Origin of the sequence: Carbonatibacter coralli (assembly GCF_039592655.1) — a bacterium.
Classification (GTDB): Bacteria; Pseudomonadota; Alphaproteobacteria; order Kiloniellales; family Kiloniellaceae; genus Carbonatibacter; species Carbonatibacter coralli.
Map to the genome: position 1 here is coordinate 1 of NZ_JBBUTJ010000007.1, position 15,061 is coordinate 15,061.

Genomic DNA, 15,061 nt, shown 5'->3' on the forward strand with positions numbered 1-15,061 from the left:
CTGCACCAACAACAATCTTGCCCCGTCCAGCTGTTCTGGCTTACGCTACGCTCCAGCCGCCACAGCTGGACGGCTCATGGTGTCAAAATCTAACTTAAAGGTTGGATCACCACATGGGGGCAGGTCAAGTGTCTCTTCGGTTTTGTCTGACATTTCCACAAGGTTTGAAACTGGTAGATTTATCTTTTCGAACTCTTTTGAGATAAGGTTTTCGATCAATTTCAGGGTAACGAGGTCGATTTGTCCACCTGTCTTGACTGTATTCTCTCCAATTGTGGACATGAGCCAATACCCTTTTTGAATCAGTTTTGAGGAGATGCTCAGGTAATTTCTGACAACATCGGGTTCCATCTCCTGAAATGAGTAGGCGTTGTGTAACCAGTCGTGTTTTTGGGAAATGTCCTCAATGGCCCAGGGCGGAAGGCAGCAACATGTAACTTTGGTGCTACTGGTTTCTCTTTCGCCATTTTGCTTGAAGTCAGTGTAATTCTGAACGTCAAGCACATCGAATGTGCTCAGGAACTGTGTTGCAAGGTAGAGAGTGGCAGGGATGTCAATATTTGTCACCCGTTTCAGCTTGTCATTCAGGATAACATGGCACAGCGTTGAAAGGCCAAGTCCGGGTCCAATTTCAAGCAAGGATTCTGGTTTGTCTTCTCCTGTTGTGCTGTAGAAATAACAGGTTCTTTCCAGATAGGGGACAATCTTTGCAATGACTTTGAAGTCGTTCCATTCAAAAACATCATCTGCATTGCCGGCATCCAGATCAAAACTGAGGGGAATTTCTCCGAACTGTTTCTCCAGATACTGCAAGCGTGTTTTCGCGTTTTCTATTTTGAGCTTTCTGTAGTTCTCATAATACTTTTCCAGCAGGTGCTGATGTTCGGCAACAATTCTGTTGAAAACCGGCAGTTTGGGGAAGGTTTCAAAGATAAATCTTTTAAGAGCGTTCTCAGGGGGAATCACCCGGGGTTTTCCACCTTCTGCGAAACCTTTCAAGAGCTTGTAATTGCTTAGGAGACTCCCAATTCCGTTCCGGGTGATCTCCCGGACAATACGGTTGTTGTAGGTTTGCCAGTAGGGAGTGATTTTGTATGGACCTTCAGCGAATTGGTGGTCCTTTAACAGGTTTGCCAACAGTTGCTCGTCAGACTGTATTGGGGGCGTGAGATGTCCTTGAGGAGTATTTATTTTTATTGAAAAACAGTCACTTGTTCTAATCTGGATTGAACCCTACCCCTTTTGGGTTTTGATGGCAACTTTGCATCATTTGTGAAGGGATAAAGGATTTGTTCTGGACCACCTCTGTTCAAGATGATGAGGGGGCTGATTGTGGAAACCGGAGGATGGTCGGAGGCGGCGATATCCTCCGGTTTCCTGTTTTGAGAAAGGTCAATGAGTGGGCTGTTTGACCCTTCTGACTGGAAGATCATTGAGGGTAAAAACAGTGAAGTAAAGAAGGATAATTATATTTTTTGAGTTCTGAAATAATGCTGTTTTTCAAACGTTTAATTTTGAATGAGTAAATATTTCAGGAAGGAGAAATGTGCTGTTTGAAAGATCGGCTGCTGTGTGTAAAACAGGGCTTTCTGTTCCTTGAAACAGGATATTTCTGTGAAGCAATATTCCATCATTACCTTGGCTTGAGTGTCGCTGTGACAGGGGCCGGGCACTCTTCTGGCTGTCTTTTGGACGGGACATGATCTCAAAAGAGATGAAATAATATTGTTTTTTATACGTAGATTCATCTGTCAGCCCATGGGGTGTTGAGGTGACAGATGCGATTGGAACTGATTCAGCAACAGCAGAGAATACTGATTTATCAAAATGTGCTGGCCGGGCGCTACTTGATGACGTTCTTTGAGGATGATTTGGAGGTTCTTCGGGAGATTGTTCCCGTCCTCAAAGACGTTTTGCGACTTTTTCGATCCTGGAAGGAGACGGGGCAGTTAAACCAGAAAGAGATACTGTATCTGCATGAGATAAATATCATTTTCCGGGTACTCTATGGAAACGATCCCTGTACGCCGATTGATTTTGATCTTTTCTTTGTTCCGGAAGAAGAGTGAGGTCATTCACGGCTTTCCCGGAAAAAGAGGGCGAGCCTTTCTGCGGCTTTGTGCATTCAAATCGTCCTGTGATCCGTATCATGACTGCCTCCGGAAAGAGGAAAAGGGAATGCAGTTCCAGAGTTCCCGAATGGTATTTATTTTGTCTTCGGGTACTCTGCAGCAGCGTCTGCCCTGTGGCTGAGATGATGATCAGAAAGCTCGTGCAAAATCCTGTTGCATTGCTTCAGAAGAGATGACGGGGAGCCGGGCTCCCCCTCGTGTTTTTCAGGACGGTCTGCCGGAGGTGTCCCAGAACTCCCGCTTCATAATGGGTTTGGCAGCCATTGATGTGCCGCCCGCTCCAGACATTGAGCCGGGTTTGATTTCCAGCATTTTCCATGCTTCGTGATGTGTCATGACCTCGTGATACGGCGAAAGAACCCGGGCTGGTTCAAAGCCTCTCAACGCGTAGTATCGGGGGTGACCCAGAACAAAGATGGCATCTGCATCCAGTGATTTCAGGTGTGCGATGCCTTTTGCAATCAACTCTGCTCCCACACCCTGCCGCTGGAATTCGGGCAGGACACCCAGTGGAGCGAGCAGAAAGCAGACCTTGTCGGGATGATCGATCAGGTGAAAGGGCGTGAAGATTATGTTGCCGATCTCTTTGTCACCGCGTTCAACACAGATTGAAATGCTGTCGGGGAGGGACAAAAACGCACCAGCCAACTCTGAGACGATTGGGCCTTCAGTATCACCGAATGCTTCGAGATGGAGATTTCGGATGCGTTGTTCTTTGCTCGTCATGTTTGTTTTCCTTTTGGAATAGCTCTTTGACCGGGATGCAGGACTGTCGGTCCGGGCTGGTTCAGGGTTGGATTATCTTTGGTTCATTTGTGAGCGCACAGAACGGACCCCCAGTCGCGTGATGCGATAGGGTTGACCCTTTTTCGAGCTGACAAATTTCTTGCTTTTCAGGCTTTTGAAAACAGCGAGCGTACAATCAGACAGCACATGGCCATCCCGTGTGTGGCAAGTGACTTCACGGATTTTGCTGTTTTCGTTGCGGAGATAGCGAATTTCGCCACCAAGAGCGAGTTCGTGCAGAACGCGCTGTTCATGCTTTGATATGTTCAATGGAGAGTCTCGTCTTCAGGAATCGCAAAACCAGACCACTCAGCTCTACGCGTGAGGGTCTTTGGGTTCAGGTGTTCCCGCTATCCGGTCTGGATCAGGAACGTGCGATTGGCCGGGACTCTTGCAAAAAATCTCCATTGAATGAGAACGTCTGTTTCAAGTGCGCCGCAACCTATCACGGTGAGGGAGCCATGACAAGCCAGGCTGTGAAGCTTCCTTCCGATTGCGTTTATCTGGCAGGGTTGTCCTTTCCCTCAATTCCCATTCAATTGAGGTCCGGGTGCCTGCGCCCAGCATAGCAGTTTTAAGAGGCTTTTCTTTTGTCTGTTTTTGAAATCAGGGACCGGCCTGTCAGACAAAAGATTGTTGTGCTTTCCTGCGGGACGTTCTCAAAAGGCAGGTCGCCAGGCGAGTTTCGTCGGGTTGTCGTTTTCATCCGTGGAGTTCAGAAAACTTTCGTAATCTTCAGGGGACAGGGGTTTGGCGTAGAGATATCCCTGGAACTGATCGTATTCCAGCGATTTGAGGTAACTGGCCTGCTCGCTGGTTTCTACACCTTCTGCAATAATCGTCAGATTGAGGGCATGGCCCAACCCGGAAATGGCCTTGGCGATGGCCAGGGCTCCGCTTTCCGGCAGGTCCTTGACGAAGGACCGGTCCAGCTTGAGGTGAGTGACAGGCAAATCCTTGAGGTAGCTCAGAGAGGAATAACCGGTCCCGAAATCATCAATCGCAATTGCTGCACCCAGTTCCCTGAGCTGGACAAGCTTGGGAATGATGAGTTCAAGCTGTTGCATGGTCGTGCTTTCCGTGATTTCTATCTGCAGGTCACTGGGGCTGAGACCATAGCGCTCGACGACAGACAGATAGTCGGCATAGAGATCACTGTGCAGCAACTGAATGGCAGAAACATTGATGGCAATGTGCCCTGCATTGAGGTGGTTTTTCCTCCAGGTCGCAAGCTGTTGCCCGGCCAGATGCATGATCTTTCGTCCAAGAGGCACAATCTGCTTGCTCTCTTCTGCTATGGGAATGAAGCGATCCGGAAAAATCGGACCTTGCCGGGTTTGCCACCGAACCAGTGCCTCGCAGCCGACAGGTCGTTCTGTGCGCGCATCCAGTTTGGGTTGATAGAGCAGGAAGAACTCGTTGTTCTCAATCCCGGATACGATCCTTTTCTCCATTTGAATGTTTTCGAAAAGCTTTTGGTCCAGTTCTGGGTCGAAGACCTCTATGCCCGGCAGGTTTTCCTGCTTGGCGTATTTGTTGAGCTGTTCGCATTTGTTGAGGAGGGTTTCTGAATCCTGTCCGTCTCTGGGATAGACACAGGCCGAGAAGGTGGCTTGAAGATCGAGGGGGTAGGCTGTTTCATCTTCGGAGTTGCAAAGATGTGTGTCCCTGTGTCTGAACCTGAGAACTTTGAGGATTTCCTTGCGCAGATGGCTCAGTTGCTGATGGGACAGATCCGGAGGAGACAGAAGAATGAAATGCCCGCTTCCCAAATGGCCGATTGTCCAGGCAGATCCGAGTGATTCCTGCAATCTCTGACTGATTTCGATCAGGATTTGATCGCCCGCTTCCCGACTGAGAAGTTCATTGATTTTGTGGAAGGAGGAAATATCAAAATAGAGAATATAGAACTGATCCTGATCGGAGGTTCTGGCCTTGTGTTCAAGGTGCTCGAGAACAAGCGTTCTGTTGGGCAAGCCTGTCAGACTGTCACGTGTTGCTAGAGACCTGAGTTCCCTCTCAGCCTGGACCTGACAGGTTACATCAATGAGAACGGCCTGCTTTTTCAGGGAACCATGCCATTCAATGGTGTGAATGTTGTTGTCCAGGAAAATGGTTTCTCCATCCCGGCGCAAGCGTTTTTCTGCTGCGAAGTGCACGAAACCTTCTGTGGGAATTTTGCTTTGGGCGACGAGATTGGCCTGATCAGCAAAGGTCTTTGAATAGTCCCTGGTTTTGATGAAGTCCTCCGCAGTCTCAAATCCGAAAATCTTTGCGGCTGCCGTATTGGAATAGAGGATTGTGTTGTCTTCATCCGTGACCACAAAGCCCTGGAGCGAGTTTTCCAGCAGAGCCTTGAAACGCTGTTCGGAGGAGCGGATTTCCCTGTTGCTGCTGATCAGTCGCTGAACAAACATCTCAAGCGTTTCAGTGATGTGTGCGATCTCGTCCTTGCTGTTCAGACGGCTTGTCCTGACAGGTTTGAACTGCAGGGGATTGTCGGGATCGAGGGTATCAATGTTCCTGCTGATCTGTGACAGGGGGCTGGTGACAAAGAGGTGCGTTACCAGAAGGCTTGTGAAAAAGATGATCGCACTGATCGTAAAGATTGACTGTGTCAGGGAGGCAACAAGGACGGAGCTGTCTTTTATCTGGTAGTCAACAGACCCGTTGATCACAAGTGTTCCGACGGGTTCTCCTGAAAAGTCCTTCCCTTCGGAGACTTTGTAAAACAGATCCAGAGAGATCGGGGCCAGATTTTCATAAACCAGAGAGACAATGGTCCTTCTGATGATCGCGTCAAAAAAGGATTGTTCGTGGAGAGGTGTTGCTTGTGCTGTTCCCCAGGCAACAGGCTCGTTTTTTTCGTTGAGGATTGTGGCAGATTGTATTGCAGGATCTGCAGTCAGGGCAGTGACCAGTGATTGAACGGATGCTTTGTCATAATTCCACAGGGCAACTGATGCGGCATAGGATGCCAGTTCTGCTTTTATCTGAAGTTTTGCCTGTTGTTCCTGAAGTGTCATTCTGGTCAGGCTTTGCCCCATATACCAGCAGACAAGACCACCAACGCTCAGACAAAGCGCAAAAAATATCAAGGCGATCTTGAGACCAAGTCTTTGATTGTGTTTCTTGAAAAAACCGGAATTCTTTTGAATAAAAGAACCGTTCATGAAAGAAATCCCTCACATAAAACTACTCGACCTGTCTTGTTTTTATGCACTGATTCACACGAGCTTAGGTGTTATTTGTAAAAATATTATGAAATCTCTATATGTGCGAATGATCAATTTATTGAGGAGGGCAGGGAAGTCACGTTCCTGGGGTTGATCCGAGATTCTTTATTTCTGTTATCCTGCTGTTGTTATTATCTGAATCCCGCTTGCCTGTCGTTGAGGCCCACGATTGAAAAAGAGGCTTGATGATCCTCTGGCATCCTTGAAAAGGGCTGTTGTCTCAGTAAGCATGAAATAATTTTGTTATGAATACGTAGATTTATCGGGATTTCAGGATTTTGATAGGGGGGGGCTGATGCTGGCGTTGCTGAGACGATTCCGGGCAAGGAGAAAGCTCAGAAAGCAAAGACATCTTTTCAACCGGACGATGAAGGCGGGCCGTTTCCTTGAGGGGGCTCTGGAACATGATGAAAAAAACCGACGCTCCATTTCCCGGATCAACCGGCAGGTGCGCAAAATTGCTGATCAGCAGGCCGGGGAAGAGCTGTTCTGTGCTGTGAGTATGCACTTTGTTGAAGAAGCGCAGTCCCTGTTTCGAAGGATCTATTACGAGAAACTTGAAGAACCGCTGGAAGACTTTGATCGCAAGTTCAAATCCGGATGAACGCGGCCCTGTTTTCAGAGCGGCCAAGAGAGGGTTGAAGACGAGAGACTCACCTGTGGAAACCGGGAGCAGGTTGATAGAGTGGGAGCCTTCTCCCGGTCTCCTGTCAAAGGAGCGTCCAGGTCCCTGAATGGACCACTTTGACAGCGTTATGATTGGTCGCTAAGGGATTGAAGTAAAGTGTTTTTTTATATTTTTAAGCTTTTGAAATAAACGCGTTTTTCAGACGTTCTATATAAATATGCCCGCCTTTTCTTCTAGGAATTTCTCTATGAAGATATAGGAAGGGCAGGGCTTTGACCTTGTTGATAAAAACAGGAGAACAGGAAGAAAATGATTGGCTGTGACTTCCTCTGTTTCCAGATTTTTGACACTCAACACAGAGGAGAATATTGCTCGGGCAAGAGATCGTTTGGGGCAGCTCGGTTTATCTGAAGACGTGAGAGGTTTTGAGGAGGCTTTTTGCTGCCAGTCTTCGGAGCTTTTGTTCTCAACATGGTTATACATACATAATGGAATGTTTTTGAATAGTTTTTCCGAAATTGCAAAAGTATGCGGAAATGCTTGGAAATATTGAAATGATTAAGCTTTCCAGACGTTTTGCTCAGCAGTTTTTCCGCTTTTGTACTGATGTAAAATGGATTTGATTTTCAAGACAATTCTTGTCGTCGCCCTGATGTTTATGATGCAGCTTCTCAGCAGCCTGAGATACTGGATTATCATGAGGGATTTTGTTTCGGAATTGACCCTGAAAGAGGCGCACAGAATCAACATCAAATCCATTGTTGTCAGTCAGGTTTTCTTTAACTTTTTTGGGCAGGTTTTTGCACGCGCTGCCCTGACGGGGACATCTTCCGGCAGTCGGTCTGTTTCGGTGCTTGTCACATCCGTTGAGCGGGCCTGCGGCATTGGCATACTGATCATTCTGACGGTGCTCCTGACTCTGTGGATCACAGGAAATGTCCAAAGCCTGCTTCAGGACAATCTGGCTGTTCTGGTCTACTTTCCTGTGATTGTTGTCCTTCTTCTGCTTGTTTTTCTTTTCCGGCTGCACAGCCGGGCACGGCGACTGGTTGTAGCGCTTGCGGCGCGTTCGACGCTCAGAGCGCTGGGGATGTCACTGGCTGTGACACTGGTCATGCATTTACTGACCCTGTTCTGTTATCTGCTGCTTGTTTCTGAAAGTTACGGACTTTTGCTGGACAGCAAGACGCTTCTGGCGTCGCTTTTTACCATGACATCTGCCTCTCTTCCTGTTGTTCCGGGGGGCTGGGGGGTACGTGAAGCCAGTGCGGCCTTTGCCTTTTCACAGGCAGGGTTTGATGTTGTGAGGGGCGTTGCTGTTGGTCTGGGTGTCGGGATTACAGCGATGGCAGCGCTTGCCATCCATGTTCTGTGGATCGGGTGGGGGCACTTTACTGCTAAGGCAGAATATGGCGAAGGTCCTGAGGGCATTCCTGTACCACAGACAGCTGCTTCACGTGCGAGTCTGTTCAGTCTGGCCACTTTGTCCTGGATGGCGCCCCTTGTGGTCGGGATCCTGCTGGCCTTTCAGTTTCGGGTTCATTCTGCCGATGTTGCGATTTCCCTGAATTTGGCTGACCCTCTTGCGATTGTTGTCGGGTTGTCTGTCCTGCTCTTTGCCCACAAGAACCTGTTGGTTCCTGCCAACTGGGTTTTTCGCGGTTTTTCGCTGTCATTGTTGCTGACTGGCGGGAGTATCCTGATCGCCTTTGTTATTGGTTACTGGCGCTACGGGCTGATCGAGTGGGCGCTTTTCAACAGGCTGATTGGCTTTGGTGTTCTATTGTGTGTGTTCCTGTCCGGAGCCTTTCTGGTGCAGATGAACGGCAGCTGGACTATTCGCAAGATGCTGGATGTTCTGTTGTTTGTCTCAGCCATTGTTGTATTGCTGGAGTTTGTAACGCGCTTTGTGGCACCGCCTGATTTTATGAAGCTGCTGGAGTGGGAGTATCACCAGTACTCCGGCTTTTTGCTGAACCGGAATGCCTGGGGGTTCTTCCTGCTGATTGTGAGCTTTTCCTGGATTGGAGTGAACAGCGATGTGAGGTTCAATCCCTTTGTGGGACTGGCCTTGCTGGGTGCCTATGCGACGTCTTCCAGAACAGCGCAGTTGAGTCTGGTCATCTGCTTTGTCGTGCTGCTGTTGCTTGATTTCAGGAAATTCAGGGTTGTTCTGGTTTCCTTTTTGGCAGCTCTGGTTCTTTATCACCTGACTCATTGGCTGCTTGCCCAGTTGCAGATGATCGGTGCTCTGTCAGAGCTGTTTGAAACCTTGTCGATACAAAAACAGGGGATTGTTGCTGGTTTGGAGGGGAGCCGACCACAGTCAAGTGATCATGAACGGCTGGCAACATTTCGGCAAGGCTGGCAGCTCTTTACAGAAAATCCGCTATGGGGGGCCGGATTGGGACGCAATATGCAGCTTCCTGTCGGTGACCGTCAGGCTTTAATGGTGATTCACAATACCTTCCTGTGGGTGCTGGCAGAGTTTGGCCTGTTGGGTTTTGTGCTCTTTTTTGCGCCCCTGTTTCTTTTGCTGGTACAGTTTTTCAGGCAGAAAATGAGTCTGAAAGAACCGACCGTTCAGGCCCTGTTTTTCTGTCTCGTGATTTTCGGAGCCTTTTCAATGGTTCACGAAATGGCCTATCAGCGTATCTTCTGGTTTGTGCTGGGACTGCTGAGCGCGTCTGCAGGCGTGTTTCGTAAAACAGGAAGAGGGTCTCAGACACTGTGAGAACCTTTTTGAAACATTGACTGTTTCTGATCCGGATAAGGAATAGCGCGCAAGAACGCGTGTCTGTTGATCAGAAGTATGGCTCCCGGTCATATTCATTTACAGGCTGATTTTTCATGAGCAGAAGTTTCGGGCCCCGAACAATTCAGGGTGTTCGGGGCCTGAAACTGCGTTGCTATTTTGTGAACCACATGCGTTTCAGGGTGCCATCTCTTTTGAGGAACTGGTGATAAAGGGCTGCACCGGCATGGAGCAGGATTAAAACCATGAAGGCGCGTGCGCCAATACCGTGTGGAATCCTTGGCAGATAGTTCTGAAAATCGGGCAGCTGTCCGGGAGCGCCTGCAAAAATGATGCTTCCGGCGCCTGAAAGAATGAGCATGCCAATCCCGCTTGCAATCATGCCGAGGATCACAGGATAGAAGAGAAGGTGCACAAGACTGGCACTGAAGCTCTGGAGTTTCGAGGCACCTGGGACAGAGTCAGGTTTCCTGTCGACAAAGCACCACCAGAAGATCCGGGCCAGTGTCAGCAGCAAAAGGGCAACTCCTGCCAAAACATGAAAGCGGAGAATCAGCGTTTTGATCCCGGGATCAATTGTGCCATCTGCTCTGAATCCGGAGCCCAGCAGGGCGATGATCAGAAAGGCGCTGAGCCAGTGGATAGCAACCGCGACATTGCCATACTGTGACCTGTTGCTTTTTGCGGGCATTGTCAGTCTCCCCGGTCTGTCCTGATAACCGTATAGAGAGCGGGGTTTGCAACCAGTCCTTCAAGAGGCTTGATCCCGCTTTGGGTGCGCAGGGCATGACTGGCTTCCCTGAAAGCCTCGATGCTTTCCCACCTTGCGATGTTGATCAGTTCGAACTGCGCATCCGGTGCAATGGATTTGTGCAGGGCAGTGGAGATATAGCCCGGTTGTGTCCGCATAAAGGCTGCCGCTTTTTCCCAGAACCGGATGGCCTCCTGCTCCTTGCCTTCGGGAACGCTGAAGGCGTTGATAAGAGTGACAGCGCCGGAGCTGTCCTCAGAAGCGTGAGCAGGATTGAGGGTTAACGGCAGCATTGCGGCAATTGCCAGGATCATTTTCTTCATTTCCGGTCTCCTGAAATATTTTACATAGCATGCTATATATCATTGAATAGCTTGCTATGTAAAGTTAGAAAATAATCATGACTTTTTTGAAAGAACAATCTGCAGGTTTCCTCATCAACCATCTGGCACGACTCTTTGCCAGTGCGTTGCAGCAGCGTATCCAGCCACTGGGTATTGTGACCGGTCAGTTCCCGATCCTTCTCGAGTTGTGGGAGGAAGACGGGGTGACCCAGCGGCAACTTCTGGAAAAGCTTGATATCGAGCAGGCAACACTGGCCAATACTCTGACCCGAATGCAGAGAGATGGTTTGATCATCAGGACCAAGCATCCGCTGGACGCCAGGGCGCAGCAGATCTGGCTGACGGACAAGGCAGCGGCGATCAGGGAGGAGGCCTATCAGGCAGCCTTTCAGGTCAACACTGCTGCGCTTTCCGGACTGAAGCAGGAGGAACAGGAACTGTTCCTTGATCTGATGCGCAGGATCATTGTAGGCATGCGATAGACACAGGAACCGGATGGTAGAGCTTACAGGCGGTCCGGATGCAGGCGGGCCAGATGTTCGTTCCTGTCCACATCGAATGCTGCTTCCTCACAGGGTACGGTCACCAGTTCTTCAGCGGATAGCTGCTTCAGCAAAACACGTGCGCCCTTGTCGCCTTTGATCTGCTGGAGTTGTGATCTGTAGCGCAGAGGGAAGAGAGCGGGCACTCCGGCAGTGATCGTGCTGTGTGCTGTGGCGACAACCTTTTGGGGATGCAGGCCTTGTCGTCGCACCAGTTCCTCGTAATGAGAGGCCGGGATCAGAGGTTGATCACTGAGACAGAGCAGGATGTGCGTAGTCGCTTCGGGCAAGACGTCCAGGCCTGCCTTGAGGCTGGCGCTCATGCCTTCGTTCCAGTCCGGGCAGTGTGTGATCCCGACAGGAAGATGACAAAGGAGTTCCGTGATCTCCTGGTGGATTGCACCTGTGACAACCTTCACAGAGGCGGTCAGGGGGAGGATCTGTTCACAGAGCCGCAGGATCAGGGGTTTGCCATCCAGTTGAACCAGTTGTTTGGGCTGGCCCAGTCTGCGACTGGCTCCGGCTGCCAGAATGATGGCCGTGACCTGCGGTTGCATGGTAGTCCTAACCTGTTGTCGGGCTGTTTTCCCTGCGTCTTGCCTGAAGAGTCATACGCGAAAGATGGGGTTGCCTGAAGCAGGAAATAATGGAACCCATGATCGAGGTCGCAATCTCTGCAGGGGTGGAAGCGCCAATGTCCAGACCGATGGGGCCTTCGATCCGCTCGATGGTCTGATCATTCATGCCGAGAGCCTTGAAGAGCCTGATACGGTTGGAATGAGTCTTTCTGGACCCCAGAGCGCCAATGTAAAAGGCCGGACTGCCCAGTGCCTTTTGCAGCAGCGGTATCTCCTGTTCATGATCATGGAGGAGGGTGACGTAGGCGGTCCAGCGGTCCAGTCCTGAAACAGCCGAGATGCGATCACTCAACAGGGTCTCAAAACCGTGGCTGCGGGCAAAGAGTTCCAGATAGGGGGAAATTGCGTTGTTTTCTCCGGCCAGGACCAGACGCGTTTGCGGGACCAGTGTCTTGCTGTATCCCAGAAAGTTTTCTGCGGCGATCTCACCGTTTTTCCAGTGTGCTTCAAAGTGATCGGTCTGTCCTGATTCCGGAGCAGGTTCGATCCGCTTTTGCCGGCTTTTGTGGTCATAATGCAGGGTAATGGCCTGACGTCTTGCTGAAGCTTCCAGAATTTTCAACAGGATTTCTTCGGGCCAGACAGGATCGTGCAGCACAAGAATACTGCTGCCGCAAGGCAGGCGCAGGTCAATGTAGTGGCTGCCTTCACCATAGGTCTGAAGTCTGCTGCCGCTCTCCCGGGTTTCCAGCAGCTGCAGCCCGTCCAGTGCAATGGCCGGATCCACACAGCCACCACTGATCATGCCGGCTGTGTGATCTGATGAGCGACTGACGATCTGCGAGCCGACCGGTCGCGGAGAGTTTCCAACCAGACCAACAGAGGTGGAGACAACCAGAGGGGCAAGGCCCCGACCACGGACCGTCCGGATCAGACTGGCCAGATGATCTGTAAAGCAGGTGGTGGTGGCTGATGACATAACGCTTTTCCTGTCTTTGTGCATTCTGCCGGGTAAAGGCAAAGGCTTTTCCCGATGTCCGGCCCCGGAATTGGAGAGCAAACGGGGCCGGCTCGGAAAGAAGGGATTGATCCGCCGGATGATCAGGCGAAATAGAACCCTTCCTCTGACAGAGGCATACGGGTTTTGTACTCTCCCGTGATGCTGGCAATCGCATTGATCACAGCCGGTGCAATCGGTGGCAGACCCGGCTCACCAATACCTGTCGGGGTATCGAGGGAACTGTCCACGATATGAACCTCGACGGCAGGCATCTGCGGCATGCGAAGGGGATCGTACGTGGGGAAATTGTCTTCCTGCGGATAACCTTCATCAAGTGTGACAGCCAGCTGCATCATGGCACCGAGACCATAGACAATCGCACTTTCAACCTGTGCACGGATGACATCCGGGTTGATTGCAAGACCACAGTCCACGGCAGAGGTGATGTGATCCACGCTCAAACCGCCATCTTCATCAAGGGTGATATCAACCACGTGTCCGACAACAGAACCAAAGGACTCATGGACGGCAACACCACGCCCCTGGTTCTTGCCCAGAGGCTGACCCCAGCGGGAGGATTCCCTGAGCTTTTGCAGGACGTCGCTGTGACGCTTGTGGTCCTTGAGCAGTTCAATACGGTAATCAAGTGCATCCCGACCAGCCTTGCGGGCCAGTGCATCGATTGTCACTTCTGCTGCAAAGGCTGTATGTGTGTGCCCAACAGAGCGCCACCACAGAGCAGGAACAACGGAAGCCGGGCTGTGCAGTTCGCCGGTGATGTTCGCAACAGGATAGGGTGAGTCGGACAACCCCTCGACGGAGGTCAGGTCAATGCCGTCCTTTACAAGGAAAGGCTCGAAGGGAGTGCCTGTCAGGATGGACTGCCCGACAATGCGGTGATGCCAGGCTTCCGGCAGGCCGTTGTCGCCCAGTCTGGCCTTGACCCTGTGCAGGTTCAGGGGACGGTAACGTCCGCCCTGGATGTCGTCCTCGCGCGTCCAGACCAGATGTACAGGAGTGCCATCGCCCAGTCTGTGTGCGATCTCGACAGCTTCGGCAATATAGTCGGCATCCGGTGTTGCGCGACGGCCGAAGCTGCCCCCGGCATAGACCGTGTGGATATGAACATTCTCCGGCTTCAGGCCTGTGATGGCTGCGGCTGTGGATTGCTCAATGGTCGGGAACTGGGAACCCGCCCAGACCTCGCACATGCCGTCGTGAATATGTGCAACAGCGTTGAGGGGCTCCATGGGCGCATGGGCCAGATAGGGGAACTGGAAGGTGGCCTCGAAATCTGCATCGCCTGCAGCGAGAATGGCTTCGGCATCGCCTTCTTTTTTGTAAGGTGCGCCGGGTGTCTCTGCCAGCTTTGCATAGTCTTCGAAGATCTGTGAGCTGGAGCGTTTTTCTGCTGCTGTGTCATCCCATTCGATGTCCAGCAGGTCGCGGCCTTCTTTCGCAGCCCAGGTGTCCCGTGCGAGAACGGCCACACCACGGGATGTTTCCAGAACCTTCAGAACGCCCGGAACAGCCAGAGCGGCTGTTGCATCAAAGCTCTTCAGCTTGCCGCCAAAGCGCGGACTGCGTGCCAGAACGGCTGTGACCATTCCCGGCAGCCGTACATCCATGGCAAAGATCGCTGTGCCGTCTGTCTTGGCCGGGCTGTCCTTGCGCGGGATGTGGCGGCCAAAGAGAGCGAAGTCCTTGCTGTCTTTCAGCTGTGGCTCGCCTGTGATTTCGACCCGGGCGGCTTCAGCGGTCAGTTCGCCAAAGGTCGCGGATTTTCCGCTGCCTGCATGGGAGACGACCGAATTGGAAACGGCAAGTTCGGAGACGGGAACCGACCAGCGCTTTGCTGCTGCCTGCAGCAGGGCTTCGCGTGCAACTGCACCAGCCTGACGAAGCTGCATGTAGGAATTGGCTGTGGCTGTGCTTCCGCCTGTTCCCTGCATCGGTCCCCAGAGCAGATTGTTGTAGCGGGTTGCATCTGCAGGCGCCCACTTGACGAAAACCTTGCTCCAGTCGGCACCCAGCTCCTCGGCGACGATCGTGGACAGACCGGTTGTGGTGCCCTGTCCCATTTCGAAGTGTTTGGCAATCACAGTGATGGTGCCGTCTGCATCAATGCTCAGGAAGTCCTGTGCATATTGCTCTGCTGCGGCAACGGCTTTTTTGTTCGCAAGCACAGGTGCGACAGAGACTGTCAGGGCACCGGCAGCCAGAGAAAGCAGAAACTGGCGGCGGGTTGGCTTGATCTGTTCTGCTGCGGCTTTGACCTGTGGTTGTGTCGGGTCGAGATATTTGAACAT

General features: G+C 51.3%; 13 protein-coding genes. 4 read left to right on the top strand and 9 right to left on the bottom strand.

Features of this window, described 5'->3' with window-relative positions:
• Positions 1-45: 45 nt before the first annotated feature.
• Positions 46-1,137: a putative sugar O-methyltransferase gene (locus AAAH10_RS13975; RefSeq protein ID WP_343564640.1), complete on the bottom strand. Its 1,092-nt coding sequence runs from the start codon at positions 1,135-1,137 to the stop codon at positions 46-48.
• Between the two features lie 647 nt (positions 1,138-1,784).
• On the opposite strand from AAAH10_RS13975, the gene AAAH10_RS13980 reads away from it, so the two are divergent.
• A complete protein-coding gene (locus AAAH10_RS13980) occupies positions 1,785-2,069 on the top strand; it encodes a hypothetical protein (RefSeq protein WP_343564642.1) in 285 nt (94 codons plus the stop codon).
• A gap of 267 nt (positions 2,070-2,336) precedes the next feature.
• Here AAAH10_RS13980 and AAAH10_RS13985 read toward each other — a convergent pair whose 3' ends face one another.
• From AAAH10_RS13985 to AAAH10_RS13995, 3 genes are all read right to left on the bottom strand, one after another.
• Positions 2,337-2,858 (bottom strand): GNAT family N-acetyltransferase, encoded by a 522-nt coding sequence (locus tag AAAH10_RS13985; protein WP_343564644.1) that lies wholly within the window; start codon positions 2,856-2,858, stop codon positions 2,337-2,339.
• Positions 2,859-2,930: 72 nt separating this feature from the next.
• Positions 2,931-3,188: a YjhX family toxin gene (locus AAAH10_RS13990; RefSeq protein WP_343564646.1), complete on the bottom strand. Its 258-nt coding sequence runs from the start codon at positions 3,186-3,188 to the stop codon at positions 2,931-2,933.
• A gap of 389 nt (positions 3,189-3,577) precedes the next feature.
• A complete protein-coding gene (locus AAAH10_RS13995; protein ID WP_343564648.1) occupies positions 3,578-6,091 on the bottom strand; it encodes a putative bifunctional diguanylate cyclase/phosphodiesterase in 2,514 nt (837 codons plus the stop codon).
• A 358-nt stretch (positions 6,092-6,449) separates the two neighbouring features.
• On the opposite strand from AAAH10_RS13995, the gene AAAH10_RS14000 reads away from it, so the two are divergent.
• Both AAAH10_RS14000 and AAAH10_RS14005 read left to right on the top strand, forming a co-directional pair.
• Positions 6,450-6,758, top strand: a complete 309-nt coding sequence (locus AAAH10_RS14000; RefSeq protein WP_343564650.1) for a hypothetical protein — start codon at positions 6,450-6,452, stop codon at positions 6,756-6,758.
• A 637-nt stretch (positions 6,759-7,395) separates the two neighbouring features.
• Entirely contained in the window at positions 7,396-9,516 is a 2,121-nt protein-coding gene (locus AAAH10_RS14005) for an O-antigen ligase family protein (RefSeq protein WP_343564652.1), read from the top strand.
• A 175-nt stretch (positions 9,517-9,691) separates the two neighbouring features.
• On the opposite strand, the gene AAAH10_RS14010 is transcribed toward AAAH10_RS14005, so the two are convergent.
• Both AAAH10_RS14010 and AAAH10_RS14015 read right to left on the bottom strand, forming a co-directional pair.
• Positions 9,692-10,228 carry a cytochrome b gene (locus tag AAAH10_RS14010; RefSeq protein WP_343564654.1) on the bottom strand — a complete coding sequence of 179 codons (537 nt, stop codon included), beginning with the start codon at positions 10,226-10,228 and terminating at the stop codon, positions 9,692-9,694.
• Positions 10,229-10,230: 2 nt separating this feature from the next.
• Positions 10,231-10,611, bottom strand: coding sequence for an antibiotic biosynthesis monooxygenase family protein (locus tag AAAH10_RS14015; RefSeq protein WP_343564656.1), 381 nt, complete (start codon positions 10,609-10,611; stop codon positions 10,231-10,233).
• Positions 10,612-10,688: 77 nt separating this feature from the next.
• Between AAAH10_RS14015 and AAAH10_RS14020 the strand changes: the two genes are divergently transcribed.
• On the top strand, positions 10,689-11,114 hold the full coding sequence (locus AAAH10_RS14020; RefSeq protein ID WP_343564658.1) for a MarR family winged helix-turn-helix transcriptional regulator: 426 nt from the start codon (positions 10,689-10,691) through the stop codon (positions 11,112-11,114).
• Between the two features lie 23 nt (positions 11,115-11,137).
• Here the strand turns inward: AAAH10_RS14020 and AAAH10_RS14025 are convergent, their stop codons facing one another.
• From AAAH10_RS14025 to AAAH10_RS14035, 3 genes are all read right to left on the bottom strand, one after another.
• A complete protein-coding gene (locus tag AAAH10_RS14025) occupies positions 11,138-11,731 on the bottom strand; it encodes a nucleotidyltransferase family protein (RefSeq protein WP_343564660.1) in 594 nt (197 codons plus the stop codon).
• A 7-nt stretch (positions 11,732-11,738) separates the two neighbouring features.
• Complete coding sequence (locus AAAH10_RS14030; protein WP_343564663.1) at positions 11,739-12,731, bottom strand: XdhC family protein; 993 nt, start codon at positions 12,729-12,731, stop codon at positions 11,739-11,741.
• 122 nt (positions 12,732-12,853) lie between these two features.
• The gene (locus tag AAAH10_RS14035; RefSeq protein WP_343564665.1) at positions 12,854-15,061 is read right to left on the bottom strand and encodes a xanthine dehydrogenase family protein molybdopterin-binding subunit; all 2,208 of its coding nucleotides are present in this window, start codon (positions 15,059-15,061) and stop codon (positions 12,854-12,856) included.